Origin of the sequence: Candidatus Pelagibacter sp., from assembly GCF_052049775.1 — a bacterium.
In the GTDB taxonomy this organism is placed as follows: domain Bacteria; phylum Pseudomonadota; class Alphaproteobacteria; order Pelagibacterales; family Pelagibacteraceae; genus Pelagibacter.
In genome coordinates, this window is the sequence record NZ_JBNGZH010000007.1 from 1 (window position 1) to 25,005 (window position 25,005).

Below are 25,005 nucleotides of genomic sequence, written 5' to 3' on the forward strand. Positions count from 1 at the left end.
TTTCAACTTTAGCTGAATCCAATCTTTATAGATCATGGAAAGCTGATGTAATTGGTATGACTAATATGCCAGAAGCCAAATTAGCTAGAGAAGCAGAAATTAGGTATGCATCTGTTTCAATGGTAACCGATTATGATTGTTGGCATCCAGATCATGAAAATGTAGATGTGCAACAAGTAATAAAAGTTCTTTTAGGAAATGCGGCTAAAGCAAAAAATATGATTAAAAATTTGATAGAAAATTTTGAAAATCATATTGATCCTAAAGATCCAACAAACAATTGCTTGGATGTTGCTATTATTACTGCACCAGAAAAAAGAACAAAAAAAACTATAGATAAACTTAAAACAGTTGCGGGTAGAGTTCTAAATAAATGAGAATAGAAGGAAAAGATTATCGCACTATTTGGTTTGAGGATAATGTTGTAAAAATTATTGATCAAACAAAACTACCACATCAATTTATCATAAAGGATCTAAAGACAGTTAAAGATGCAATTAATGCTATAAAAATAATGGAAGTAAGAGGGGCACCCTTGATAGGTGCTACAGCAGCTTATGGATTAGTTTTGGCAATTATTGAAAATAATGATCAATCATTTTTGAAAAAATCTGCAGATGAATTAATAAGTTCAAGACCAACAGCAATAAATTTAAAATGGGCTGTTGATAGAATGATGAATAAATTATCGGGTTTAAATAGTGATAAAATTTTAGAAATAGCTCTTAATGAAGCAAAAGATATATGTGAAGAAGATATAAAATTTTGTGAAAACATAGGATTAAATGGTCTTAAAATAATAGAGGAAATATATAATAAAAAAAAAGATACAGTTAATATATTAACTCATTGTAATGCAGGTTGGCTTGCAACAATAAATTGGGGCACTGCAACATCTCCAATATATCATGCGCATAAAAAAGGTATCCCAGTTCATGTGTGGGCAGATGAAACTAGACCAAGAAATCAAGGAGCAAATCTTACTTCTTATGAATTAAATGAGGAAGGAATTAAGAATACAATCATTGCAGATAACACAGGTGGAATTTTGATGCAAAGAGGAGAGGTTGATATGTGTATTGTTGGAACAGACAGAACTCTTGCCAATGGAGATGTTTGTAATAAAGTTGGAACTTATCTAAAAGCATTAGCAGCTTACGATAACAAAATTCCTTTTTATGTTGCACTACCAAGCTCAACAATTGACTGGAACATAAAAGATCATAAAGATATTCCAATTGAAGAGAGAAATTCAGAGGAATTATCTCATGTGGAAGGTTTAGATGAAAAAGGAAATGTAAAGAAAATACAAATTTATCCAAAAAAAAGTAAAGCTATGAATTTGGCTTTTGATGTAACTCCAGCAAAATATGTTACAGGATTAATTACTGAAAAAGGCATATGTGAAGCATCAGAAAGAGGACTAAAAGAATTATTTAAATGAAGAATTTAGACCAAAGAAATCAAATTATTGAGCATTCTCTAAAATTGAACTCTACAAATCTTTCACCGCTACGATCAGGAAATATATCTTTAAGAGCAGAACAAGATAATATTCAAGGTTATTTAATTACTCCATCAGGAAAAAAATATGAAACATTAAAGCCAGAAGATATTGTCTTTATGGGTTTAAATGAAGAAGCAGAAAATAACGATTCATTAAACAAACCCTCCTCCGAATGGAGATTTCATAGAGATATTTATGTAAATAAAAAAGATGCCCAAGCAATTGTTCATGCACATTCTCCACACGCAACAGCTGTATCTTCACACGGAAAATCCATACCTCCATTTCATTACATGATTGCTCTTGCGGGAGGAGAAGATATTAAATGTGCTGAATACGCTACTTTTGGGACAAAAGAACTTTCACAAAATGTAATTAAAGCTTTGGAAAATAGAAGTGCCTGTTTGATGTCTAATCACGGACAGGTTGCTTTTGGAAAAAATCTAGACCAAGCATTTGAACTAGCACAAGAGATAGAAAATATTTGTCATCAATACACTATTGCACTAAAGTTAGGTGAGCCAAAGATTCTTTCATTAGAAGAAATGAAAAAAGTTTTGGAAAAAGCTAGAGATTATAAAAAAGGGTAATATGATAAAAGTAGGGGAGCACATTACTTTAGATATTATTGGTACGGATAAAGAATATGATCCATCAGTTTATGAAAGAGTTATCAATGAGATTGCTAAAGTGGCTAAAGTTACAATCTTAAATATATCAAAATACAAGTTTGAACCGCAGGGCTTTACAATTCTTGCATTATTAGCTGAAAGTCATATCAGTTTTCATACATTTCCTGAAAAAGGAATTATAAGTTTTGATTTCTTTACTTGTGGAAAAATCAGTCCCTCAGTAGCGATTGATATTGTTAAAAAAGAATTTAAGCACAAAAGAATTGTAAAAAAAGAATTTAACAGAGATACAAGATCTCTCTATCACGATATTTACAGCTCCCCAGGTTTACAAAAATCATATGTTGTAAATGAAGTTTTGGAAGATTTTAAATCAAAGGTAGGTCAACATATTGAGATTTTTGAGTTAGAGCAATTCGGAAAATCATTGTTTATTGATGGTGAAATTCAAGTAGCTGAGTCTGATGAACATTTGTACAGCTCAACATTTGTGGGTGCCGGGTTAAAATTAAATAAAAACAATGAAAGAGCTGCAATCATTGGTGGTGGTGATGGAGGAGTTGCTAGAGAATGCATATCTAAAAAATTTAATTTTATCGATTGGTATGAACTTGATCCTGAGGTAGTTGAAGTTTGTAATAAACATTTAGGGGACATTGGAAAAAAAGCTACAGAAAAAAATTCAGTTAAATGTGTTTGGGGAGATGCCTTTCATAGTATTAAATCAGTAAAAGACGATACATACGATCATATTTTTGTAGATTTAAATGATGATCAGTTTTGTATAGATTTGGCTGCAAAAAATATGGACTCTTTAGTAAGAATATTAAAACCAAAGGGTGTGATCACAGCACAAGTTGGCAGCCAAGATAAAAAACCTCTTCAAGTTGAAAATTGGATGAATGTTTTTCATCATCATTTTGGAAATACCAAATTATCTAGGGTTTATGTACCCAGTTTTGATTGTTCTTGGAATTTCTCGTCTTCAATAAATCATTAGTTTTTTCTTTTTAAAGTCTCTGATTTGTGAAATAATATTTTTTTATTAAAGGAGAGAATGATGAATATATTTAAAAAAACTATTTTTTCAGTTTTATTTTCATTATTGATTATTGGAAATGTTAATGCTGATAAAATTAAAATTGGAACAGAAGGTGCTTATCCTCCATGGAATTCTAAAGATGCATCAGGTAAATTAATTGGATTTGAAGTCGAATTAGCTTACACACTTTGCAGATATATTGGACAACAATGTGAGATAGTTGAACAAGATTGGGATGGAATGATACCAGCTTTAATTATGAGAAAATTTGATGCAATTATGGCAGGTATGTCTATTACTGCTGAAAGACAGAAAGCTATTAGCTTTTCTCAAGGTTATGCAGATGAGGTTGCATCGTTAGCAGTTATGAAAGGTTCTGACCTTGAAGGTATGGATACTCCAGAGGGGATCAATCTTACTTTAGGTGGTTCAAGTGTTAAAAAAACTTTAAAAACTCTAACGGGTGCACTTGCTGGTAAAACTGTTTGTACACAAACGGCAACTATTCACCAAAACTTTTTAGAATCTGGTGATGTTGGAAAAATAAATCTAAGAACTTACAAAACTCAAGATGAAGTCAACTTAGATTTAGCATCAGGAAGATGTGATGTTGCATTAGCAGCTGCAGTTGCTTTTACAGATTATGCTGAAAAATCTGGTAAGCCAGTTGTTCTTGTAGGTCCAACTTTTTCAGGTGGAGCATTTGGTAATGGTGTTGGAGTTGGAATTAGAAAAGACGACACTGAATTATTAAAAGCATTTAACAAAGCAATCGAGAAAGCTAGAAAAAACGGAGACATTAGTAGAATAGCTACAAAATGGTTCGGTTTTGATGCCTCTATGTAATTAATTTTAGATTTGGCGACTATAATGTATAGTCGCCAATCTATATGGAACTTCTAGCATTTGGAGATACTGGATGGGGTGACGAGTTATTTCGTGCCACTCTAATGACTATAGCTGTTTCAATTACAGCAATGATTATAGGTTTTCTTTTTGCGTTAATCTTTACTCCATTAAAATTATCTAAAAATAAGTTTTTAAATTTCATAGCTAATTCTTACACAACTATAATAAGAGGTGTTCCAGAATTATTAGTAATTTATCTTTTCTTTTTTGGTGGAACTGGTGCAGTTATGTTTGTTGCATCAATATTTGGTTATAATGAGTATATTGAAATAAATGCATTTATCACAGGTGCATTTGCAATTGGAATAATTTCTGGTGCTTATTCAACTGAAGTTTTTAGGGGAGCAATTCAATCAATTGATAAAGGCCAGTTCGAAGCTGCCAATGTATTAGGTTTAAATAAATTTGGAAAATTTTTTAAAATTATTTTACCTCAAACATTAAGATTAGCTATTCCAAATCTAAGTAATGTTTGGCAGATAACTCTAAAAGACACTTCTCTAATTTCAGTTACAGGTTTAGTTGAAATCATGAGACAATCTTATATTGCTGCTGGATCAACGAGAGATCCATTATTCTTTTATTCATTTGCAGCAGTTTTGTATTTATTACTTACTTTTGTGAGTATGAAATTAATTAACAGATTAGAAGTTAAATATAGCAGGGGGTACTAATGGATCTTGAATTAATGATTAGTAGTCTCCCAAAGTTATTAAATGCTGCTGTAATAACTTTAAAACTTCTTTCAGTTTCTTTAATAATTGGATTATTCATTGGCTTATTTTTTGCAATTCTAAGATTAAATAAAAATATATTTATCAATAGATTTGCTTATGGATATTCTTATGTTTTTAGAGGTACACCACTTTTAGTACAGATATTCATTATTTATTTTGGATTAGGTCAGATTGAATATTTAAGATCTACTGTTTTATGGGTAATTTTAAAAGAACCATATTGGTGCGCAATAATTGCTTTTGCTCTAAACACGGGTGCTTACACTTCAGAGATATTAAGATCAGCATTTCAAACAATTAAACTTGGAATAATAGAGGCAGGTAAAAGTTTGGGTATCTCAAATAAAGTAATCTTTTATAAAATTCAAATTCCTATCGCTATAAGACAATCTTTACCAGCTTATGGAAATGAAATCATCCTAATGATGAAAGGAACTTCTTTAGCAAGTACTGTCACTATAATGGATCTTACAGGTGTTGCAAAATATATAATTTCAACAACTTTTAAACCAATTGAGGTATTTATTGTTGCTGGTAGTATTTATTTATTTATGACCTTTATAATTCATAATGTGATTAAGTTTTTAGAAAAGAAGTACAGCTTTAATTAAAGCACAACTAAATCAATTTTTTGTTTACCGAGTCTTTCGTTACCTTGTTCAGTGACTAAATAAGTTTCACCTAAGTTCATTGCTAATTGATTTTCTGAGTCCATTAATATCATATGCATAAAAAAAACATTTCCAGTCTCAATCACGTATGGATTCCCTGTGTACAACATTGGCCAATCCATCCAATTAGGAGCGAAAGTAGTACCTAAAGAATATCCGCATGCATTCATTCTTGCTTTATTAAAACCAAGATCATCAAAAGTTTTTGCGTGAATATCAAAAACCTCTCCAATTTTATTTCCAGGTTTTAATTTATTTTCGCAATTCTTTAACGCTTCAACACACGCCTCATGCATTTTATGATGTTTAGGATCTGCTTTACCTATAGGAATTGTTCTAAACATTGCTGAATGGTAATGTCTATAAGTACCAGCCCATTCTATAGTTAATTGATCTTGATCATTTAAAGTTTGTTTTTCTGATTGATAACGGCAAAGAAGAGCATTTTTTCCTGAACCAATAATAAATTCATTTGCAGGATAATCTCCACCTCCTTCAAATATAACTTTATTCATTTCGGCTAAAATCTTAGATTCATTTACACCCGCTTTGGCATATTTCCAAATTTCATCCAAAGCTTGATCAGCTAGTTCTGCAGCTTTTTTTACATAAACAATTTCCTCTTTGGATTTAATTACTCTTAACTTTGTTATTAAGTCCGATTTATCTTCAACAGAACAATAATTTTCTAAAGACTTATTAAGCTTCAATGTATTTTTTCCGGTCAATCCATAAGCATCATACTCAACTCCTAATTTTTTTCCTTTGAGATTTAGCTCATCCAAAATAACTTTAAGATCATCGGTTGGGTTTGATCCATCTTTATCAACCCAAATTCTTATATCTTCAATATTGGATGTATTTTGTGCCTGTCTTAAATCTGGAGCTCTAGTCAGTAATATTGTGTTTCCTTTTTTATCTAAAATTAATGTTTGAAAGAAAACATATCCAAATGTGTCATAACCAGTTAGCCAATACATAGATTCTTGTCTAAACATTAATAAAGCATCTATGTTTTGATCTTTCATGGAATCTAAAACTTTGGATTTTCTAACTTTAAATTCTTCTTTTGAAAAATGAAGTCCCATTAATGATTTAATAACTAGTGTATTCTTTTATTTCTTTAATAGTTGATCCAGTGTGATTGTTAATCTCTAATTTAATTTTTGCCCGATCATCATTTAGAAAATGAACATCTCTTGAAAGCTTAATAAATTTTTCTCCAAAATTCTTATCTTTCTCACATTGTCTTTTATCATCCTCGATAACCCAAAGTTTTAAGTTAATTACTTTAAGAGATTGGTAAAGGTTATTCAGCTTTTCATCAGATTTGATATTTTCATCTAACTGATTTTTAAGAATAGAGTGTTCGTTATTAATGAATTTTAATTTTTCAGCATCTTTAATCTTTTCCTTTTTAATCTCTAAAATTGAAATTTTATCTAAAAGTTCTCCAACTGAAACTTCTACTATAATTTTATTCATAAAATTTAATACTATGTTATCTTGTTATAAATATGTCTAATATACTAATTATCAAACACGGATCTTTAGGAGATATATCTCAAGCTAGTGGTGCTATTCAAGACATATCTGAAAATCATAAAAATGATCAAATTCATCTTCTTACTACAAAACCATTTATTGATTTATTCAAAAAAAATCCATTAATTCATAATGTTATTTTAGACAAAAGACTATCTAGGTTAAATTTAATATATTTATATTTTTTAATGCGTGAAATAAAAAAACATAACTTTTCTAAAGTTTTTGACTTGCAAAATTCATCTAGAACTAATTTTTATAAGAATATTCTTTTTCCAAAAGCAGGTAAGGAAATATGGTCGAGCTCAACAACGACTTTACCAGTAGGAAAAAATAAAAGTGAATTTGACAAAAATTCTGTTCTCGAAAGATTTGAATTTCAACTGAAAGAATCAGGATTAAGCACATTGAATACACTAAGGCCAGATTTTAATTGGGCAGTTACAGACATAAGTGAAATTAAAAACTTTTATAAAATAACAAAATATATTTTATTATTTCCTTTCTGTTCACCTCATTTAACGATTAAAAGATGGCCTTATTACAACAAGCTTATTGATTTAATATCGAATAAGTATGGTGAAGAATATAAAGTTATTACAGCTCCTGGACCAACTGAAATCAGTGAAGCAAAAAATATTAATGCATTAGCTTTACTGGATAATGGAAGAGCGCTAGATATTTCTCAACTTACTGCCTTGATAAAAGATAGTTCATTTGTTGTTGCAAATGATACTGGCCCTGCGCACATAGCTGCTCATGTAGGAGCCAAAGGTCTTACATTATTTGGCAAACATACAACAGCGTACAAAGTAAGTATTGAAAGAGAAAATTTTAAACCAATTGAAGTTTCAGATCTAAAAAACTTAAGTGCTGAAAGAGTTTTTGAAAGATTATCTAATTCTTTAACCTAGTTTTTTCAATTATTCTTAAAATCACTGGCACAACAAAGAGTATAAATAACAATCTTATAATATGATGAAAAGCAACAAAATCTGGCTCAAGGTCAAAAGCAATCGCTATTACTGCCACCTCATAAATACCTCCAGGGCAAAAGGATAGGATCAGTGACAAAATATTATTATCCACAAAAAATGTTGCAACGTATGCTGCAATCAGACCTAATAAAACTAAAAGTATTGTTGCAACTAATCCATGAAAAGAGTTATTTGCCACTTCTTTAAATGTTTTATTTGCAAATCTACATCCAACAGAAGCTCCCAAAATTAATAAACAAAAATTTATTGATGCATCAGGTAATTTGTATGACGCGATGTCAGAAATTTGCAAAACTCCACTTGCAACTAGTGTTCCAGATAAGAGTGCAGCTGGAACTTTAAATTTATCAAAAAAAAATATGAACACTAACGAAACAATAATTAATATAATTAATTCCCAATGGTTTTGAGACATGTAATCAAATTTTTCTAATTCTAAAGCTTCAGCTGGGTAAAGACTAACTATTATAAAAGGGAATAAAGTTATTATAATTATTAATCGAATTAAATGAGCTGTAGCTACTTGAGATAAATCTGATTTTTCATACTCTGCTAAAATCATTAAAGGTCCTAATGCACCTGGAGCTGCAGAAAATATAGATGTTTTTTCTTTGTAATCAGAAAATTTTTGTAAATATTTAGAAACAATTAGAATACTAATTACAATATAAAGAAACATTATAATTGTGGTCCAAATCCAATTTACCATCTGATTAAGTAAATTTTGATCAATATAGTTTCCAATATGTAATCCTAAAATAATTAAGATTGAGCTTAGGGCCAATTTCGGCATTATTACTTGAAAGCCTTTTAGGGCAATCAAGGAGGTTGCTATCATCGGACCAATCATCCAGGCAAGTGGGACCTTAAAAAAGTCAGCGACAATCGCACTAGGAATAGAGATCACAATAACTAATAAAAATTTTTTTGATAATAATTGCCTAAAACTTTCTAGATTAAAGGGAATCACGTTCTGCATGTACTCTATCTTTGGTTGTTGACTAGATTACTAAAAGTATGTTTAATCTATGTAATTAACTATAACAATGAGAGGAAATAATGAAACTAATTAAATCTTTTTTTTCAGTTTTATTCTCTGCCGCTCTTTTATTATCAACAACAACAGTCAACTCAATTGCAATTGAAAAGTTACACTTTGTAATTGGTGGTGGTGCTGGTGGTGGTTGGGATGGAACTGCTAGAGGTACTGGAGAAGCTTTGACAAAAGCTGGATTTTTAAAAAGCGCATCATTTGAAAATATGTCAGGTGGTGGTGGTGGAAAAGCTCTTGCTTACATGATTAATACTAAGCCAGAAAATACAATCTTAGTTCAATCAACACCACTAGTTTTGAGATCAATTACAAGACACAAAGGTTATGTCAGTGGAAGTGGAACTTTATCTTATAAAGATGTTGTGCCAATTGCTGGAGTAATTGGTGATTATGGTGCAATTGCAGTTGCAAAAGACTCACCTTTCAAAAACTTTAAAGATGTTGTTGATGCATATAAAGCAAACCCTAGTTCAATAAAAATGGCTGGTGGTTCTGTTAGAGGAAGTATGGACCATTTAATTGGTGCTTTAGCATTTCAAGCTGCTGGTGCAGATCCAAATGCTGTAGCTTATATTCCTTATGATGCAGGTGGAAAAGCATTAGCTGGACTTTTATCTGGAGAAACTCAAATTATATCTACAGGTTTGGGTGAATTAATGGGAGCAAGAGATCAAGTAAGAATCATTGGTATAACTGCGCCTGATAGAGTTGGTGATGCACCTGATGCACCTACACTTAAAGAGCAAGGATATGATGTACAATTCGTAAATTGGAGAGGATTTTTTGGTCCTCCAGGCATGAGTAGCAAAGATAAAAAAGCTATTGCTAAAATGTTAGGCGATGTACAAAAAACACCTGAATGGGAAGCAGTAAGAGCAAGAAATGCTTGGGTAAATATTTATAACCCAGACAAAAAGTTTGTTAAGTTTTTAAAAACTCAAACAAAAGAAATGACAGCTCTTATGAAGAAACTAGGAGTTATTTAATCCTCTGGATTAATTAATTTAAAGAGCAGTGAATATAAATACGACAAAAATTATATCACTGCTCTTTTTTATTTTCTCAGCATTCTATTTATATACAGCTTATCAAATACAAGTTTTTGCGTTCGATGAAAATGCACCATTTAATGCAAGAACTTTTCCAATTTATTTAGGATATGCTGGTTTATTTTTTTCTGGTTTAAAATTAATCTTACCAGATCCAGATACCATAAAAGTTGAACATAGAACATTAGAGTACAAAAAAACGGCATTACTAATTGTTATTGCAATTATCTATGGGGCAACAATTTTAAAAGTGGGTTACTTTTTAACTACATCTTTATTTTTATTTGTTTCTTATTACTTTTTAGGTGAGAGAAGATGGGTTTTGATGTTTTTACTTTCTTTTCCATTTGTTGCTGGATTTATGTATTTGCTTCACGGAGTTCTTGAAATTTATTTAAGGGATCCCTTTTTAAAATATATTGGAGTGATGGGATGACAGAAGGAATATTAATTGGTTTAACTACAGCATTATCATTTCAAAACATTTTTATGGTGATGATTGGTTGTTTCTTTGGAACAATTATTGGAATGTTACCTGGTTTAGGTCCCATGACAGCAATTGCTTTAATGATACCAATTACTTATGGTTTTGATCCTGCAACGGGCCTGATTTTAATGGCTGGAGTTTATTATGGGGCAGTATTTGGTGGTTCTACTTCCTCCATTTTGTTAAATGCACCAGGAGTTCCAGGAACTGTCGCAACTTCATTTGATGGATATCCAATGGCACAACAAGGAAAAGCCGGTAAAGCATTAGCTATAGCCGCCTGGAGTTCATTTGCAGGTGGAACACTATCAGCAATTTATTTATTGTTTATGGCTCCAAGTTTATCAAAAGTAAGTTTATCATTTAGATCGCCAGATTATTTCGCATTAATGATTTTAGGGTTGACGGCAATAGCGGCTTTTTCATCTAAAGGACAATTCTTAAAAGCGATGATGATGGTTGTACTTGGCTTGATGCTAGCATCTGTTGGTCAAGACTCCTTGTCTGATATTACGAGATTTACTTTTGATAATATGAATTTAACAGATGGAATAAGCTTTGTTTTAGTAGTTATGTCAACTTTTGCTATGAGTGAAGCTTTAACAATTATATTAAAGCGAAATGATCCAACAGCAGCAGCAAAACAAGTTTCATTAACAGAACTTGGATCAATAAGAATTAATAAAGAAGAACGAGGTAAAATGTATCGAACTATTCCAAGATCCTCAGTTATTGGTTTCTTGATTGGAGTATTACCTGGTGCGGGTGCTACTATTGCATCATTCTTAGCTTATGGAATGGAAAGAAATTTAGTTAAAGATGAAGAAAAAGAAAAATTTGGAAAAGGAAGTGTGAATGGATTGTCTGCACCTGAAACAGCAAATAATGCTGCATGCTCTGGTTCTTTTGTACCAATGTTAACTTTAGGTATACCGGGTAGTGGAACTACAGCGGTCATGCTTGGTGCACTTTTGGGCTTTGGTATACAGCCAGGTCCAAGACTTTATATGACTAATCCTGAAATTTTTTGGTCAGTGATAATGTCGATGTATATTGGAATGGTAATATTATTAATATTAAATTTACCATTAATTCCCTATATCGCTAGAATTCTTGCGGTACCAAAAAATTATTTGATTCCATTAATCTTATTTTTTTCTATTACAGGAATTTATGTGATGTCATTTAATAATTTCGACATTTATTTAATGATTGGTATAGCTGTTGTTGCAACATTTTTACGACTTTATGATTTTCCCATGCCACCTTTAATACTAGCGTTCGTTCTTGGGGGCTTGATGGAGGAAAATCTAAGAAGATCATTACTTTTAAGTAATGGATCTTGGGAGTTTCTATGGGACAGAACTCTTACAGTCTGTATATTGGTTACAACGATTTTAATTGTTCTTTGGCATATTTATAAAACTTTTACGAAAAAGAAATCTTAAACTAAAACTTTTTTATACTCATCAATAGTATTGGACCAATCGAATTTAGATGATAAGTCTCTTGCATTTTTACCAAAATGTAAATATTTTTTATTTTCAATCATAGAATTTAGTGATGAATAAATTTCGTCTAGATTATTTCCATCACATATTAATCCAGTTTTATCATGCTGAATTGCATCTGCTGCACCACCATCAGCTCCACCTAAAGAGGGAACTCCGTATTGTGCAGCCTCTATATAAGCTATACCAAAACCTTCAACTGAGCTTTTATATTTTACTGATGGCATAACAAATATATTTGATTTTGCCACCAAAGCATTTTTAAGGTCATCAGTTATCTCTTTAAAAAACATAACTTGCCCACTTAAATCGAGTTCATTTACCAAATCTTTTAAATTTTGTTCTTCTTCTCCAAAGCCAATGCAAATGTAAACAATATTTGGATAAATTTGTTTTAAGTTTCTAAGAGCCATCAACACTTTTTCATGATTTTTTCTTTTATCAAATCTTGAAACTGTAATTAAACGTGGTGATTTTGTTTTAAGTAAGCTTTCAACTTTAGTTAACGATGTCTTATTTAATTCTTGGGCAGGGCTAATTCCTGGATTTATCACAACAACTTTTTCTTGTTCTACACCATTTTGAATGGCTAAATTTTTTGTATATTCAGAATTTGCTATTACTTTTTCAACACTATTTAAAACTTTGTTTGCTCTTTTATTTAAAGAGCTTCCTTTAGCGTGATTGATTTCTTTTCCGTGAATTAAACAATATTTTTTTTTATCAGTTACTATTAATTCTAAACTTTTCCAATGATCAGCTATAATACCTTGAACTTTACTTTCTTTTAAATATTCATTAATTAGCTGTGCTTTTCTTATTTTTCTTAGGAATTTAATTCCACCAACTCTTTCTATTGAAAAATTTACTTTTTTATCAAATTCTTTATGATTTTCGTAGTGATCAGCAAAAACTTTGATCATAAAGTTTTTGGACATTTCTTTTGCCAAACCCCACATTAAACTTTGCATCCCACCCACCTCAGGGGGAAAAGATCTCGTAACAATTAAATACATTAACTATTTTTCCACTTAATACTACAGCCAGCACTCGGAGTTTGATTTTCAGGTCCTTTACCCGTTTCAGCAATTTGTTTCATTGCATTAAATAAATCACTATCACCATCCCTTACAGGAACTAAATTTTTTAATTCTCTTAATCTGCCTCGATATTGAAGCTCTAAATTTTTGTTGTACCCAAAAAAATCTGGAGTACATACCGCATCATAAGTTCTTGCTATCTCTTGTGTTTCATCAACTAAATATGGAAAACTGAATTGATTTTTTTTTGCAAATTCAATCATATTTTCAAACGAGTCTTCTGGATAATTCTCAGCATCATTGGCACAGATTGCTACAGCGTTAATTCCTAAATCTTTCAATTTTTTGGTATCTTCAGCTATATCTTTTGTAACTGCTTTAACATAGGGACAATGGTTGCAAATAAACATGATTAAGGTTCCATTTTCACCTTTAATATCTTCTAAAGATAAAATTTTATTATCAGTTGATTTAAGCTTAAAGTCGTGAGCCTTTTGACCGAAATCACATATTGGAGTTTGTATTGGCATAATGTATTAATATATAAATTATGTTTTACGATTTAAAAGATAAAAAACCAAAAAACTCTGGCGAAAATTGGGTAGCACCTAATGCGGTTGTGATTGGGGATGTAACTTTAGAAAAAAATACAAGTGTTTGGTTTAATGCAACTTTAAGAGGAGATATTGAAAATATTCATATAGGGGAGGGATCAAATGTTCAAGATGGATGTGTTTTGCATACTGATCCAGGATATCCCATTAAAGTTGGTAAGGATGTAACTATAGGTCATATGGTTATGCTTCATGGATGTACGATAGGGGATAATAGTTTGATTGGAATTGGTGCAGTGATTCTTAATAACGCTAAGATTGGAAAAAATTGCATCATAGGTGCAAAAGCTTTAATTACTGAAAATAAAGAGATACCAGACAACTCTTTAGTAGTAGGTTCACCTGGTAAGGTTGTAAGAGAAGTTACTGAAGAAGAAAAGAAAGCAGTGTTTGAAAACACTAAGCACTATCAAGATAATTGGAAAAAATATTCTAAATCAATTTTTTAAGGAACCATCCAAGCTTTTTTATTAGTTTCCAAATCAAATTTTGCTCTTCGATGTCCTTTTGCTGCAAGATATAACCATTCAATAGACTTAATTTTACATTTTATAACTGTAAAGTTTTTGTAACCTTCTTCGCTTTGTTCCATTGTATAATCAAAATCTTCTAATTTAGATATCATACCCGATGTTGGATTTTCTGACATAGTTCCTGGAGGACTATCAGTTAGATAACATCTTCTACTGATATGTTGGGTTTTTTTCCAAGATTCTTCTGTTGTAGAATTTTGATTATTTATTTCACATTCTACTTTTACTCTTAATTGTATCTTTTCTTCTTTATCGTAGAAAACTAGAGAAGCTTTATTATTTTTCTTAAGAATATCTACTTTTGGTGATCTTAAATCAGTATGAAATTGTAATAGATTGTTTGCTCTATCTGATTTTCTTAGAACAACAATTCTTCCATCCACCTCATCTTGGTGGGTGCAAATAAAGACAGGTATTCTAAAAGGAGAACCTCTATTAGTCACAGCATCATCAAGCATAGACCAATACTTATTTTGAATTTCCTCGAAATTTTCATAGTATGCTGGTTGCATACATTACTTTCTAAATCTTTTAATTAAGCTTGAAGTGTCCCAACGATTACCTCCTAATCCTTGTACTTCTCCATAAAACTTATCTACAAGTTCTGTTACAGGTAATAATGAACCATTATTTTTTGCTTCATCCATTGCAATTTTTAAATCTTTTCTCATCCAGTCAACTGCAAAACCAAAATCAAACTTGTCATCAATCATTGTTTTGTATCTATTTTCCATTTGCCAAGATTGAGCTGCACCTTTTGAGATAACTTCGATTACATCCTCCATATTTAATCCAGCCTTCATTCCAAAATTAATTCCTTCAGATAATCCTTGAACTAATCCCGCTATACAAATTTGATTAACCATCTTAGCTAATTGTCCACAACCCGCTTTACCAAGCAATTTCATTTTTTTGCTATAACAATCAATTTTGTCTTTTGCTTTATCAAAGTCAGCTTGATCGCCACCGATCATAACTGTGAGTGCACCATTCTCTGCTCCAGCTTGTCCACCAGATACAGGAGCATCTAATGCACCAAATCCATTTTTCTTTGCGTAATCATATATCTCTCTAGCAATTGTTGCGGAGGCTGTAGTGTTATCAATATAGACTGCGCCCTTTTTAATTGTTTTGAAAGCTCCTTTGTCACCAAAAGTTACTTCTCTTAAATCATCATCATTCCCAACGCAGGTAAAAATATATTCAGCATCTTTAGCGGCATCTGCTGGAGTTTCAGCCATTTTACCTTTGTATTCTCCAATCCATTTTTCTGCTTTTGATTTTGTACGATTAAAAACAGTTACATTGTGACCACCTTTTGATATATATCCTGCCATTGGATAGCCCATTACACCAAGACCTATGAAAGCAACATTACAGCTCATAATTTTTTATGTTTAAAAGTTTAAGTTTAAAAGTAATTATATTTGGATTTATTTTTACATTTTTTTCTAGTTTTGGACAGAGTTTTTTTCTTGGTTTATTTAATTCAAGTATTCGAGAAACACTTTCAATAACTCATGGACAATTTGGCTCAATTTATGCTTCTGCAACATTATTGAGTAGCTTTCTTTTAATCTGGGTTGGTAAAAAAATTGATGACATAAATATTTTTAGATTTGCATTATATGTAACCCTTTTGTTAGCTTTTTCTTGTTTTTTCTTTTCAAAAATTTCATCAATAGTTTTTTTATTTATTGCTGTTTTTTTAATGCGGTTTTCCGGTCAAGGATTAATGTCTCATACAGCAACTACAACGATTTCAAGATTTTTTACTAAATCTAGAGGCAAAGCTTTAAGTATCGGATGGTTTGGATTATCAACTGCAGAATTTATTTTACCAGTTTTAATTGTCTATTTACTTACTTTAACTGCTTGGCAAAACATTTGGCTATCTATTTCTGTATTAATTCTAATTTTTTTACCATTTATTTCTTTTGCTTTAATCAAAAACCTGAACTTTGACTCAAGAGAAGATGTAAATGATCAAAATTTTGTTGAAAAAGAAATTAAAAATTGGACACGTGTTGAGGTTTTAAAAGATTATAGATTTTATATAGTTTGTTTAAATATGTTAGCAATGCCTTGGATTGCTACTGGTGTATTTGTTTATCAATCATATATAACAGAATCGAAAGAGTGGGGTGAATTTGTTATAGCACAATCATTTATGGCTTATTCTGTCTTATCAGTGATTACTTTGTTGGGCTCTGGTTTTTTAATCGATAAATTTACCAGTAGAAAATTATTGATCTTTATGAATATACCTTTGTTGATTTCAATGTTGGTTTTGTTTTATTTAGATATTTCTATTTCTGCTTTTATATTCCTTGGTTTAATTGGAATTTCAAATGGGCTTGCCAATGTATTGGGGTCCTCTACTTGGGCTGAGATTTATGGTGTAAAATACATTGGATCAATTAAAGCATTAACAACAGCATTGATGGTATTTTCTACTGCTTTTGGTACAGCTTTATTTGGCTTGTTAATTGACAAAGGCTTTACTATTGAGCAAATAGCGGTGATTTCATTTGTATATATTTTCTTATCTTTAATTGCTCTATTCGCGGTTAGAAATAGGTTAAATCCTGAATATATTTAAATAATCCTTGCTTTTTTTAATTACAGCTTATAGATAACCGGCATGGCAAGAGTTACAGTAGAAGATTGTATCGATAAAGTAGATAGCCCATATGAATTAGTTTTGGTTGCAAAAGAAAGAGCAACTCAACTCAATACTGGGATAGAACCAACTTTAGATCGTGATAATGATAAAAATACAGTTATTGCATTAAGAGAAATAGCTGAAGAAAATATCAAAGTAGATGATTTAACTGAAAGTGCCGTCTACAAATTAAGAAAACATGTAGAACAAGTTGATGATGGTGCCGAAGCTGATGAAGATGTTGGTGATGATTTTGAAAGTTTGTATAAAGGCGAAATTTCAAAAAGTGGAACACCTATTTTACCATCTAAAAGAGCAAGAAAAGCTCCAGAAAAAATTCAAGTATCTAAAGATGATTTAGCAGAATTGTCTGAAACTGCTAAGCCAGACGTACCAGAAGCCCCTGTATCCGAAGATGCTGAAGCAGAACAGGGAGACGTTTCTTTGGATCAAGTTTCTGAAAGTGAGGATCAAGCCGCAGACGATACTGACACTTCAAACTCTTAAAATTTATTAGTTACAAAATTCCTTTATAATTTTTTGTCGATGTTCATCTAAATCAGGTATGTCACCTCTTGTTTTTTCATCTTTATAAGATGACATTTTAATTGGGTTACCAGCCAGTTTAAAATCACCAACAACTTTGTGAAATGCTTTAACAATCATGTTTCTAGACTCTATTTGTGGGTTTTCAACAGCCTCTTTAATATTGAAAATTGGTCCACATGGAATTTTATCTTTTTCCATTTCACTAACCCAATCACTTGTTTTTTTACTCAATAATTTTTCCTCTAAAATTTTTTTAAGCTCATCCATATTTTTTGCTCTGGATGAATTATCTGAAAATTTTGGATCTTTACTTACCTCTGGGATTTGAAGAAGATTACAAAGTTTTTCAAAAAGTTTATCATTTCCAGCTGCAATGATTATGTAACTGTCTTTTGTCTTAAAGGCTTCAAAGGGTGCAATTGATGGGTGTCTTGATCCCATTGGTTTTGGAATTTCATTTTTAGATAGATAACGTGCTATAGCATTTTCTAATATGGCTATTTGACAATCAAGCATAGAAACATCAATGAACATTCCTTTTCCAGTTTTTTGTCTATCATATAAAGCTGCATTAATACCTATCGCAGTAAAAAGCCCAGCAGTAATATCTCCAATTGATGTTCCAACTCTAGTAGGTTCAGAGTTTGGTTGCCCAGTAACACTCATTAAACCGCCCATACCTTGAACTACCATATCGTAAGCAGGTAATTCTTTAAGTGGACCAGTTTGACCAAAGCCTGATGCTGAAGCATAAATTAGTTTTGGGTATTTCTTATTAACATCTTTCCAGCCAAACCCCCATTTTTCTAAAGTTCCAGGTTTGAAATTTTCAACTAAAATATCTGCTTTAGATAAAATTTTTTCAAAAATTTTTTTATCTTCATCATTCTTTAAATTAAGTGCAATACTTTCCTTTCCTCTATTAAGAGACATGAAATAAGCAGAGTAATCTTTTATAAATGGCCCAAATTTTCTTGAGTCATCTCCAATTTCAGGTGCTTCAACTTTAATTACCCTAGCTCCTAAATCAGATAATATCATAGTGCAGTAAGGACCAACTAATACTCTTGTTAAATCAACTACCAGTAGGTTTTTTAAAGGTCCATCCATATTATTTCATCTTACATGAGTTTTTGTCGACTTGACTCTTATTAATAAGTTCACTTTAATTGAATTATTAAAAATAACAATAGAGGGAAAAAATAATGTTTAAAAGAATATCTTTATGTTTAACTTCATTAGTTTTTGTTTTTACTACTATTGGTTCTGCTTATGCAGTTACGCTAAAAGCAAGTCACCAATGGCCTGGTACTCCAAGAGCTGATGGATCTTATGATCCACGTCATGAAATGGTTCAAATCATTGCTGACGAGGTGAAAAAAGCGAATGTTGGAATAGATATCAGAATTTATCCAGCTAAATCATTATATAAACCAAAAGAACAGTGGAAGCCTATGACAACTGGTCAGTTAGATATTTCTGCTTTTCCATTAGCATATGCATCTAAGTTTCATCCAGAATTTGATGCAACATTAATGCCAGGAACTGTAAAAAATCATGATCACGCATTAAGATTTAATAAAGGTCCAATGATGACTGAAATTAAAAAAATCATTAATGATGCTGGTGTTGTAGTTTTATCTGATGCTTGGTTAGGTGGTGGTTTTGCCTCAAAAACAAAATGTATTAAAAATCCTAGCGACGCAAAAGGACAAGTGATGAGAGCAGCTGGTAAAGCATTTAACCAAATGTTAGAAGCTGCGGGAGCAGGTATACAAAGTATGCCATCATCTGAAATTTATACTGGCTTACAAACAGGTGTACTAACAGGTGCAAATACTAGCTCAGGAAGTTTTGTCAGTTACAAAATTTATGAGCAAGTTTCATGCGCAACACCTCCAGGAAAATTTGGATTATGGTTTATGTATGAGCCAATTCTGATGTCTAAAAAGTCTTTTGATGCTTTAAATTCTAAGCAGCAAAAAGCTTTAATGAAAGCAGGAAAAGTTGCTGAAAAATACATGACAGCTCAAGTTGAAAACTTAGATAAAAAGTTTGAAGAAGCTTATAAAGCTGCAGGTGTTAAATTAGTATACATGAATGAAAAAGATCATGCTGCGTGGGTAGAGATTGCAAAAAAATCATCTCACAAGGCATTTGCTGATAAAGTTCCAGGTGGCGATAAGCTGATGGAAATGGCTTTAGCAGTTAAATAAAATAATATATAAAGAACCCCTATTTATTCTTATTAAATAGGGGTTTTTTTTATGAAAAAAAAATATCTTAAATTTTGTGATTTAATAGCAAAAGCTTGTGGTGCATTTGCAGTATTAGCTTTGCTCTTATCAATTTTAGTTATTGTAGAGCTAGTTTTTGAGAGATATTTTTTTCAAAGAGCAATTACTTGGCAAACAGAATTAGTTACCATGTTATTAGTCTCATCAACTTTCATTGGAAGTGTGTATGTACTTAGTGAAAAAGCTCACGTTAGTATGGAATGGATTTATGATTTCTTATCCAAAAAAAATATCATTCGCTTAAAAATTTTTACTTCATTATTAAGTTTATTATTTTTTCTAATTTTATTTTATTTTGGATTTTTAATGGTTGAGGAAGCATTTACAAAAAATTATTCAACAGGGACTGTTTGGGATCCACCTTTATGGATACCATATTCTTCAATGGCTTTAGGCGCTATACTAATGATTCTTCAATATATAGCTGAAATTATTAAACTCACTGACGATAAGGATTATAATTAATGGACCCATTAATAATAGCTTTAATCGTTGCAGTTTTTACTTTGCTAGTGCTTTTTTCTGGAATTCCAATTGCTTTTGGTTTGAGTTTTGTATCGATAGTTCTTTTAGTATCATTTGAAGGTTTTCAAATGCTTGATGTTTTTGCTGAAACATTCTTTGCTGGTTTAAATTCATTTGTTTTACTTTCAATACCAATGTTTATTTTAATGGGAATGGCTGTTGCCAATTCTCCCGCAGGTAAAGATTTATACACAGGATTAGATAGATGGCTTTGGAGAGTTCCAGGTGGACTGGTTATTTCTAATATAGGAGCGTGTTCAATTTTTGCTGCATTAAGTGGATCAAGTCCCGCAACATGTGCCGCTATTGGAACTATGGGAATACCCGAAATGAGAAAAAGAGGGTATTCAGATCAAATAGCTACTGGAACTATAGCAGCTGGTGGAACACTAGGAGTTTTAATTCCTCCAAGCATTGTTTTAATTGTTTATGGAATTGCAACCGGGACATCAATTGGAAGATTGTTTTTATGTGGATTGGTGCCAGGTTTCATGTTGGCAGGAATGTTTGCAATTTGGGCACTTATCCATAGTTATTTTATAGATAAAGATGCTGCAAAAGCTTTGAGAAACAGAGTAAAACCAACATTAAAAGAAAAACTTGAAGTATTACCAAGAATTCTTCCATTCCTAGCAATTATCGCCGGAGTTTTATATGTTTTATATGGTGGGGTTGCTACTCCATCGGAAGCATCTGGAGTTGGAGCGTTCTTAGTTTTTGTCTTGATAGCTGTTGTTTACAAAATTTATCAGCCAAAAAAGATTTGGAACATTGTTAAAGTATCAATGAAGGAAAGTGTAATGATAATGTTTATTATTGCGGCTTCTTATCTTTTTGCATTTACTCTTTCACAACTTTACGTAACTCAGTCATTAGCTCAAAGTATGGTTGAGCTAAGTTCAAATAAGTGGGTTGTATTTATATTAATTAATATATTTCTTTTAATCGCTGGTTTCTTTTTACCTCCGGTTGCTGTGATCGTTATGACCTCTGCAATTTTGTTACCTGTAATAACAACTTTAGGATTTGATCCTTATTGGTTTGCAATTGTATTCACAATCAATATGGAAATAGGATTGATTACTCCTCCTGTTGGACTAAATCTTTATATTATAAAGGGCATTACACCTGACGTGAGCTTGTCTGAAATTTTAAAAGGCTCTATTCCTTTTATGATAATTATGGCATTGGCAATTTTAATTCTATGTATTTTTCCTGAAATTGTTACATGGTTACCTGATAAAATTATGGGTAAAGCACTTGGATACTAAAAAAAAGATTAATAGAAAAGTCTCAGTCGCCCCAATGATGGATTGTACTGATAGGCACGATCGTTTTTTTCTAAGGTTAATAAGCAAAAATGTAATGCTCTATACTGAGATGGTCGCCACTAAATCTGCAATTCACGGAGATAGAAATAAAATTTTATCATTTAGCCCAGAGGAAAAACCTTTAGCTTTACAGGTTGGTGGATCTGACAAAAATGAATTAGCAGAGGTTGCAAAAATTGCAGAGGACATGGGATATGATGAAATAAATATTAATCTTGGATGTCCAAGTAAAAAGGTTCAAAAAAATAAGTTCGGGGCATGTCTAATGAAAGAACCAGATTTAGTAGCGGAATGTATTCATTCTATGGTCAAAGTATGTAAAATTCCTGTAACAGCTAAAACTCGCATAGGTTTTGATGATGTTGAAGATTTTGAATATCTTAATAATTTTATTCATAAATTAAGAGACGTAGGCACTAAAACATTCATTTTGCATGCAAGAAAAGCAATGCTTTCTGGATTGTCACCAAAGCAAAACTTAAATATTCCAAAATTAAATTACAACATGGTTTATGAGATTAAAAAAGCAAATCCAGATTTAGAAATAATTATAAATGGTGGAATAACTAAAGTGAGTGAAATAAATGATCACATGAAATTTTGTGATGGAGTAATGATTGGTAGGTCAATCTACCAAAATCCATATTCACTGGTTGAAATTGAAAAAGAGATATTCAAAACAAATGACAATCCTTCAAGAGAAGAAGTCGTTAAAAAGCTTTTAGAATATTTGGATGATGAAGTAAAGAAGGGAACTAAAGTAAATCATATAATGAGACACACAATTGGATTATATCATGGACAAGTAGGTTCCAAAGATTGGAAAAGATATTTAAGTGATAATATGATGGCGAGAGATTCTGATTTTCAAAAGGCAAAACATATTATGACTATTGTTCAAAATAATGAAAAAGCTAATCAAGTAAGTTCCTAATGGAAACAATTGCTACTGCTGAATTAATAAACTTGTTATTTGTTTTAGCAGTTGCGGCTGCGGGAGCAGGTTTCATGGCTGGATTGTTGGGAGTAGGGGGTGGTATTGTTATGGTTCCTGCGCTTTATTATGCTTTTACTGTTTTGGATTTTGATATCGTTACGAGAATGCATCTTTCGGTCGGAACATCACTTGCAATAATTATTCCTACTTCAATTATTTCAACAATGACCCACAAAGAGTATGATGCTGTTGATTTTAAAATGGTCAGATCATTTGGTGTTTTTATTTTAGCCGGTGTTATTAGTGGAACCTTCTTAGCTGTGAATTTAAAAACTCCTGCATTGGTTTTATTTTTTTCAATTTTTGCCCTTATGGTTGGATTGTTTTTTATTTTTTTAAGAGAAAAATTAGTAGATAACCCAAAACAAATTTCAGCTATTGTAAAAAATATTTCTGGTGTAATTATTGGATTTATATCTGTGCCTTTAGGTATTGGGGGAGGATCTTTAATGGTTCCCTTTATGAGAACTTTTGGATATGACATTAGAAAATCAATAGGCACAGCAGCAGCAGTTGGATTTTTGATTGCTGTAACAGGAACTATTACAATGATAACTGGTGGGAAAATAATTGATAATGTCAATACTCCCTATAGTGTTGGTTACATAAATCTATTAGGCTTTGCAGTATTTGTCCCTGTTACGATGGTTATGGCTCGAATAGGAGCCAAAGTTGTTCATAAAATTGATAAGAAGTTACTCAGTAAAATTTTTGGGATATTTTTAATAATAGTATCAATACGATCGTTTATCGAGTATTTAAGTATAAACTAAAAATACAAAAATTGACCGACACCTTTACAAATCTAAATTACTTTTATTTGATTATTTTGATGGTCATGGCTGCTGTACCAGTTGGTTTTTTTGCTGGACTTTTTGGGATAGGAGGTGGCTTAATATCAGTCCCATTTCTTTTTTTTATATTTGATTTTTTAAATCTCACGGAGGATTACACAATGCACTTAGCTGTTGGTACTGCATTTTTCATAACAATATTTACCTCTACAGCTTCAGTTCTTACGCATAGAAAACATAATGCAGTTGATTTAAGTATTTTAAAAATTTTTGGATTATTTGTTATTTTAGGAGTTTTTTTTGGATCCTTTTTAGCAGCTATTTTAAAAACAAAATATTTAGTTCTTTTTTTTTCAATTGTTGTTTTCATTTTTGGTGCTTACTTGCTTTTACAACAAGAAAATTCAAATAAAATCAAACCTAGTTTTGGTTTTTTTTCCAAAGCTATTTTAGGCTTTATATCTGGTTCAATTTCTGCACCTATGGGTATTACAGGTGCAATGATGAATGTTCCTATATTAAGATTTTTTGGATATCCAATTACAAAAGCTATTGGTAGTGCCGCTGCTATCGGTTGGGTTATTTCCATTTCTGGTACAATAGGATTTTTTTCAACTGGCCTTTATTTAGATGTTAGTCTGCCTTTAAGCATTGGTTTTGTAAATATTCCAGCTTTTTTAATATTTATTCCAATAACAACCATAATGGCAAGAGTAGGAGTAAATACAATACATAAAATGAGTAAAATTAAAGCTCAAAGAATGTTTGGAGTTTTTCTCTATGTTATTGGGACAATTTTTATATTTAGATATTTTAGTTTATAATTAATCTATAATTATGAGAGAAATTATTAAAGTTGTTAAAGAAAAACTTGTAGCTAAATATTTGAAAGATGGTTCTATTAAAAACTATTCAAAAACAACTAAGAAATTTAAGCCAAGAATAAAAGCAAGATTAAGAAAAAATAAACAAATTATAGGTAAAAATATTGGTAATTTTTTTGATTGGATTAAAGGCGCAGAGTTAGTTGAGTTGAAAGAATGTAATACTAAAGAAGATCCTGTAAGACCAGAACTTGATAATACTTTTAGAAGAAGTTATGGAAGAAAAATTTTTGGGGTTAAGTATAAAAGAGAAATCCATGCTGTCATGTGTTTTGCTTATACGAATGAAATACCAAAGTCTGTAGAAGAGCTAGATATTATGAGTCAAGATGCTCATTTGCAGAGCACTCTAAGAGGACAAAATGTAGGCAAAATTGCAATTGCTTATACTGTTTGGTCTAAAAAAAAAGGTGGTGGTAAATTAATTGTCAAAGAAGTATTTAACAAAATAAAAAAATCAAATCATCTCAACAGATTAGTTACTTTGTCTCCTTTAACAGATATGGCTTATAAATTTCATATTAAAAATGGCGCTAAACTAATTAGTGTAAATGAAACAACCCAAAATTTTGAATATAAAGTTATTAAGAATAAGAAGTACTAAAGAAAAAGGGTGGCTTCAGTCTCCCTCTAC

At 31.3% G+C, this 25,005-nt stretch carries 28 protein-coding genes and 1 pseudogene; 21 read left to right on the forward strand and 8 right to left on the reverse strand.

Annotated features, from left to right (window positions below):
• The 7 genes from ACTT83_RS01310 to ACTT83_RS01340 form a co-directional block, all read left to right on the forward strand.
• The coding region (locus ACTT83_RS01310) for a phosphorylase family protein (RefSeq protein WP_440918425.1) at positions 1–377 on the forward strand (377 nt) is incomplete at its 5' end.
• Complete coding sequence (gene mtnA / locus ACTT83_RS01315) at positions 374–1,444, forward strand: S-methyl-5-thioribose-1-phosphate isomerase (RefSeq protein ID WP_440918426.1); 1,071 nt, start codon at positions 374–376, stop codon at positions 1,442–1,444. The genes ACTT83_RS01310 and mtnA, both read left to right, overlap by 4 nt.
• Complete coding sequence (locus ACTT83_RS01320; RefSeq protein ID WP_440918427.1) at positions 1,441–2,097, forward strand: class II aldolase/adducin family protein; 657 nt, start codon at positions 1,441–1,443, stop codon at positions 2,095–2,097. The genes mtnA and ACTT83_RS01320 overlap by 4 nt, the downstream gene beginning before the upstream one ends.
• 1 nt (position 2,098) lies before the next feature.
• Positions 2,099–3,139, forward strand: a complete 1,041-nt coding sequence (gene speD, locus ACTT83_RS01325) for an adenosylmethionine decarboxylase (RefSeq protein WP_440918428.1) — start codon at positions 2,099–2,101, stop codon at positions 3,137–3,139.
• Between the two features lie 60 nt (positions 3,140–3,199).
• A complete protein-coding gene (locus ACTT83_RS01330; protein WP_440918429.1) occupies positions 3,200–4,027 on the forward strand; it encodes a transporter substrate-binding domain-containing protein in 828 nt (275 codons plus the stop codon).
• A 44-nt stretch (positions 4,028–4,071) separates the two neighbouring features.
• Positions 4,072–4,764, forward strand: a complete 693-nt coding sequence (locus ACTT83_RS01335) for an ABC transporter permease (protein ID WP_440917599.1) — start codon at positions 4,072–4,074, stop codon at positions 4,762–4,764.
• Positions 4,764–5,438 carry an ABC transporter permease gene (locus tag ACTT83_RS01340; protein ID WP_440918430.1) on the forward strand — a complete coding sequence of 225 codons (675 nt, stop codon included), beginning with the start codon at positions 4,764–4,766 and terminating at the stop codon, positions 5,436–5,438. The genes ACTT83_RS01335 and ACTT83_RS01340 overlap by 1 nt, the downstream gene beginning before the upstream one ends.
• Here ACTT83_RS01340 and ACTT83_RS01345 read toward each other — a convergent pair.
• Both ACTT83_RS01345 and ACTT83_RS01350 read right to left on the reverse strand, forming a co-directional pair.
• Positions 5,435–6,586, reverse strand: coding sequence for a M24 family metallopeptidase (locus ACTT83_RS01345; protein ID WP_440918431.1), 1,152 nt, complete (start codon positions 6,584–6,586; stop codon positions 5,435–5,437). The two genes, ACTT83_RS01340 and ACTT83_RS01345, sit on opposite strands and share 4 nt — an antisense overlap.
• A 7-nt stretch (positions 6,587–6,593) precedes the next feature.
• Positions 6,594–6,983 carry a DUF6165 family protein gene (locus tag ACTT83_RS01350; protein ID WP_440918432.1) on the reverse strand — a complete coding sequence of 130 codons (390 nt, stop codon included), beginning with the start codon at positions 6,981–6,983 and terminating at the stop codon, positions 6,594–6,596.
• 32 nt (positions 6,984–7,015) lie between these two features.
• Between ACTT83_RS01350 and ACTT83_RS01355 the strand changes: the two genes are divergently transcribed.
• Complete coding sequence (locus ACTT83_RS01355; RefSeq protein ID WP_440918433.1) at positions 7,016–7,957, forward strand: glycosyltransferase family 9 protein; 942 nt, start codon at positions 7,016–7,018, stop codon at positions 7,955–7,957.
• On the opposite strand, the gene ACTT83_RS01360 is transcribed toward ACTT83_RS01355, so the two are convergent.
• Entirely contained in the window at positions 7,941–9,020 is a 1,080-nt protein-coding gene (locus ACTT83_RS01360; protein ID WP_440918434.1) for an AbrB family transcriptional regulator, read from the reverse strand. The two genes, ACTT83_RS01355 and ACTT83_RS01360, sit on opposite strands and share 17 nt — an antisense overlap.
• 80 nt (positions 9,021–9,100) lie before the next feature.
• Here ACTT83_RS01360 and ACTT83_RS01365 point away from each other — a divergent pair, with 80 nt between their 5' ends.
• The 3 genes from ACTT83_RS01365 to ACTT83_RS01375 are packed head-to-tail and all read left to right on the forward strand — an operon-like array spanning position 9,101 to position 12,079.
• The gene (locus ACTT83_RS01365; RefSeq protein ID WP_440918435.1) at positions 9,101–10,081 is read left to right on the forward strand and encodes a tripartite tricarboxylate transporter substrate binding protein; all 981 of its coding nucleotides are present in this window, start codon (positions 9,101–9,103) and stop codon (positions 10,079–10,081) included.
• 28 nt (positions 10,082–10,109) lie between these two features.
• Complete coding sequence (locus tag ACTT83_RS01370; RefSeq protein ID WP_440918436.1) at positions 10,110–10,580, forward strand: tripartite tricarboxylate transporter TctB family protein; 471 nt, start codon at positions 10,110–10,112, stop codon at positions 10,578–10,580.
• Positions 10,577–12,079, forward strand: coding sequence for a tripartite tricarboxylate transporter permease (locus ACTT83_RS01375; protein ID WP_440917592.1), 1,503 nt, complete (start codon positions 10,577–10,579; stop codon positions 12,077–12,079). Before ACTT83_RS01370 ends, ACTT83_RS01375 begins: the two co-directional genes overlap by 4 nt.
• On the opposite strand, the gene ACTT83_RS01380 is transcribed toward ACTT83_RS01375, so the two are convergent.
• The gene (locus ACTT83_RS01380; protein WP_440918437.1) at positions 12,076–13,158 is read right to left on the reverse strand and encodes a glycosyltransferase family 4 protein; all 1,083 of its coding nucleotides are present in this window, start codon (positions 13,156–13,158) and stop codon (positions 12,076–12,078) included. The genes ACTT83_RS01375 and ACTT83_RS01380 overlap by 4 nt on opposite strands.
• Positions 13,158–13,712, reverse strand: coding sequence for a thioredoxin family protein (locus ACTT83_RS01385; protein ID WP_440918438.1), 555 nt, complete (start codon positions 13,710–13,712; stop codon positions 13,158–13,160). The genes ACTT83_RS01380 and ACTT83_RS01385 overlap by 1 nt, the downstream gene beginning before the upstream one ends.
• 20 nt (positions 13,713–13,732) lie before the next feature.
• On the opposite strand from ACTT83_RS01385, the gene ACTT83_RS01390 reads away from it, so the two are divergent.
• Positions 13,733–14,245: a gamma carbonic anhydrase family protein gene (locus tag ACTT83_RS01390; protein WP_440918439.1), complete on the forward strand. Its 513-nt coding sequence runs from the start codon at positions 13,733–13,735 to the stop codon at positions 14,243–14,245.
• Here ACTT83_RS01390 and ACTT83_RS01395 read toward each other — a convergent pair.
• Together ACTT83_RS01395 and ACTT83_RS01400 are read right to left on the reverse strand one after the other, a co-directional pair.
• Positions 14,242–14,841, reverse strand: a complete 600-nt coding sequence (locus tag ACTT83_RS01395; protein ID WP_440918440.1) for a flavin-binding protein — start codon at positions 14,839–14,841, stop codon at positions 14,242–14,244. The two genes, ACTT83_RS01390 and ACTT83_RS01395, sit on opposite strands and share 4 nt — an antisense overlap.
• A gap of 3 nt (positions 14,842–14,844) precedes the next feature.
• The gene (locus ACTT83_RS01400; RefSeq protein ID WP_440918441.1) at positions 14,845–15,714 is read right to left on the reverse strand and encodes an NAD(P)-dependent oxidoreductase; all 870 of its coding nucleotides are present in this window, start codon (positions 15,712–15,714) and stop codon (positions 14,845–14,847) included.
• Positions 15,715–15,722: 8 nt separating this feature from the next.
• On the opposite strand from ACTT83_RS01400, the gene ACTT83_RS01405 reads away from it, so the two are divergent.
• Positions 15,723–16,931 carry an MFS transporter gene (locus tag ACTT83_RS01405; protein ID WP_440918442.1) on the forward strand — a complete coding sequence of 403 codons (1,209 nt, stop codon included), beginning with the start codon at positions 15,723–15,725 and terminating at the stop codon, positions 16,929–16,931.
• 42 nt (positions 16,932–16,973) lie between these two features.
• Positions 16,974–17,354: pseudogene (gene rpoZ / locus ACTT83_RS01410) on the forward strand (DNA-directed RNA polymerase subunit omega); the annotation flags it as partial.
• 153 nt (positions 17,355–17,507) lie between these two features.
• Here the strand turns inward: rpoZ and ACTT83_RS01415 are convergent.
• Positions 17,508–18,653, reverse strand: a complete 1,146-nt coding sequence (locus ACTT83_RS01415; protein WP_440918443.1) for a CaiB/BaiF CoA transferase family protein — start codon at positions 18,651–18,653, stop codon at positions 17,508–17,510.
• A gap of 95 nt (positions 18,654–18,748) precedes the next feature.
• Here ACTT83_RS01415 and dctP point away from each other — a divergent pair, with 95 nt between their 5' ends.
• Genes dctP through ACTT83_RS01450 form a run of 7 tightly spaced genes read left to right on the forward strand, consistent with a single transcriptional unit; the run spans position 18,749 to position 24,975 of the window.
• Positions 18,749–19,759 (forward strand): TRAP transporter substrate-binding protein DctP, encoded by a 1,011-nt coding sequence (dctP, locus tag ACTT83_RS01420; protein ID WP_440918444.1) that lies wholly within the window; start codon positions 18,749–18,751, stop codon positions 19,757–19,759.
• 51 nt (positions 19,760–19,810) lie between these two features.
• Entirely contained in the window at positions 19,811–20,305 is a 495-nt protein-coding gene (locus tag ACTT83_RS01425) for a TRAP transporter small permease subunit (protein ID WP_440918445.1), read from the forward strand.
• Positions 20,305–21,636: a TRAP transporter large permease gene (locus tag ACTT83_RS01430; protein ID WP_440916271.1), complete on the forward strand. Its 1,332-nt coding sequence runs from the start codon at positions 20,305–20,307 to the stop codon at positions 21,634–21,636. The genes ACTT83_RS01425 and ACTT83_RS01430 overlap by 1 nt, the downstream gene beginning before the upstream one ends.
• Positions 21,626–22,630, forward strand: coding sequence for a tRNA dihydrouridine(20/20a) synthase DusA (gene dusA, locus ACTT83_RS01435; protein WP_440918446.1), 1,005 nt, complete (start codon positions 21,626–21,628; stop codon positions 22,628–22,630). The genes ACTT83_RS01430 and dusA overlap by 11 nt, the downstream gene beginning before the upstream one ends.
• A complete protein-coding gene (locus tag ACTT83_RS01440) occupies positions 22,630–23,466 on the forward strand; it encodes a sulfite exporter TauE/SafE family protein (RefSeq protein ID WP_440918447.1) in 837 nt (278 codons plus the stop codon). The genes dusA and ACTT83_RS01440 overlap by 1 nt, the downstream gene beginning before the upstream one ends.
• A 59-nt stretch (positions 23,467–23,525) precedes the next feature.
• Positions 23,526–24,311, forward strand: a complete 786-nt coding sequence (locus ACTT83_RS01445) for a sulfite exporter TauE/SafE family protein (protein WP_440918448.1) — start codon at positions 23,526–23,528, stop codon at positions 24,309–24,311.
• A gap of 13 nt (positions 24,312–24,324) precedes the next feature.
• A complete protein-coding gene (locus ACTT83_RS01450; protein WP_440918449.1) occupies positions 24,325–24,975 on the forward strand; it encodes a hypothetical protein in 651 nt (216 codons plus the stop codon).
• Positions 24,976–25,005: the final 30 nt, after the last annotated feature.

Excerpts from the sequence above, each read along its gene's own strand:
- ACTT83_RS01450 (WP_440918449.1), top strand. The coding sequence starts at position 24,325 with ATGAGAGAAATTATTAAAGTTGTTAAAGAAAAACTTGTAGCTAAATAT.
- ACTT83_RS01400 (WP_440918441.1), bottom strand. The coding sequence starts at position 15,714 with ATGAGCTGTAATGTTGCTTTCATAGGTCTTGGTGTAATGGGCTATCCA.
- ACTT83_RS01440 (WP_440918447.1), top strand. The coding sequence starts at position 22,630 with ATGGAAACAATTGCTACTGCTGAATTAATAAACTTGTTATTTGTTTTA.
- ACTT83_RS01335 (WP_440917599.1), top strand. The coding sequence starts at position 4,072 with ATGGAACTTCTAGCATTTGGAGATACTGGATGGGGTGACGAGTTATTT.
- ACTT83_RS01330 (WP_440918429.1), top strand. The coding sequence starts at position 3,200 with ATGAATATATTTAAAAAAACTATTTTTTCAGTTTTATTTTCATTATTG.
- ACTT83_RS01340 (WP_440918430.1), top strand. The coding sequence starts at position 4,764 with ATGGATCTTGAATTAATGATTAGTAGTCTCCCAAAGTTATTAAATGCT.
- ACTT83_RS01380 (WP_440918437.1), bottom strand. The coding sequence starts at position 13,158 with ATGTATTTAATTGTTACGAGATCTTTTCCCCCTGAGGTGGGTGGGATG.
- ACTT83_RS01345 (WP_440918431.1), bottom strand. The coding sequence starts at position 6,586 with ATGGGACTTCATTTTTCAAAAGAAGAATTTAAAGTTAGAAAATCCAAA.
- ACTT83_RS01415 (WP_440918443.1), bottom strand. The coding sequence starts at position 18,653 with ATGGATGGACCTTTAAAAAACCTACTGGTAGTTGATTTAACAAGAGTA.
- speD (WP_440918428.1), top strand. The coding sequence starts at position 2,099 with ATGATAAAAGTAGGGGAGCACATTACTTTAGATATTATTGGTACGGAT.
- ACTT83_RS01365 (WP_440918435.1), top strand. The coding sequence starts at position 9,101 with ATGAAACTAATTAAATCTTTTTTTTCAGTTTTATTCTCTGCCGCTCTT.
- mtnA (WP_440918426.1), top strand. The coding sequence starts at position 374 with ATGAGAATAGAAGGAAAAGATTATCGCACTATTTGGTTTGAGGATAAT.
- ACTT83_RS01375 (WP_440917592.1), top strand. The coding sequence starts at position 10,577 with ATGACAGAAGGAATATTAATTGGTTTAACTACAGCATTATCATTTCAA.
- ACTT83_RS01445 (WP_440918448.1), top strand. The coding sequence starts at position 23,526 with ATGGTCATGGCTGCTGTACCAGTTGGTTTTTTTGCTGGACTTTTTGGG.
- ACTT83_RS01320 (WP_440918427.1), top strand. The coding sequence starts at position 1,441 with ATGAAGAATTTAGACCAAAGAAATCAAATTATTGAGCATTCTCTAAAA.
- ACTT83_RS01350 (WP_440918432.1), bottom strand. The coding sequence starts at position 6,983 with ATGAATAAAATTATAGTAGAAGTTTCAGTTGGAGAACTTTTAGATAAA.
- ACTT83_RS01355 (WP_440918433.1), top strand. The coding sequence starts at position 7,016 with ATGTCTAATATACTAATTATCAAACACGGATCTTTAGGAGATATATCT.
- dctP (WP_440918444.1), top strand. The coding sequence starts at position 18,749 with ATGTTTAAAAGAATATCTTTATGTTTAACTTCATTAGTTTTTGTTTTT.
- ACTT83_RS01395 (WP_440918440.1), bottom strand. The coding sequence starts at position 14,841 with ATGCAACCAGCATACTATGAAAATTTCGAGGAAATTCAAAATAAGTAT.
- ACTT83_RS01425 (WP_440918445.1), top strand. The coding sequence starts at position 19,811 with ATGAAAAAAAAATATCTTAAATTTTGTGATTTAATAGCAAAAGCTTGT.
- ACTT83_RS01430 (WP_440916271.1), top strand. The coding sequence starts at position 20,305 with ATGGACCCATTAATAATAGCTTTAATCGTTGCAGTTTTTACTTTGCTA.
- ACTT83_RS01360 (WP_440918434.1), bottom strand. The coding sequence starts at position 9,020 with ATGCAGAACGTGATTCCCTTTAATCTAGAAAGTTTTAGGCAATTATTA.
- ACTT83_RS01385 (WP_440918438.1), bottom strand. The coding sequence starts at position 13,712 with ATGCCAATACAAACTCCAATATGTGATTTCGGTCAAAAGGCTCACGAC.
- ACTT83_RS01405 (WP_440918442.1), top strand. The coding sequence starts at position 15,723 with ATGTTTAAAAGTTTAAGTTTAAAAGTAATTATATTTGGATTTATTTTT.
- ACTT83_RS01390 (WP_440918439.1), top strand. The coding sequence starts at position 13,733 with ATGTTTTACGATTTAAAAGATAAAAAACCAAAAAACTCTGGCGAAAAT.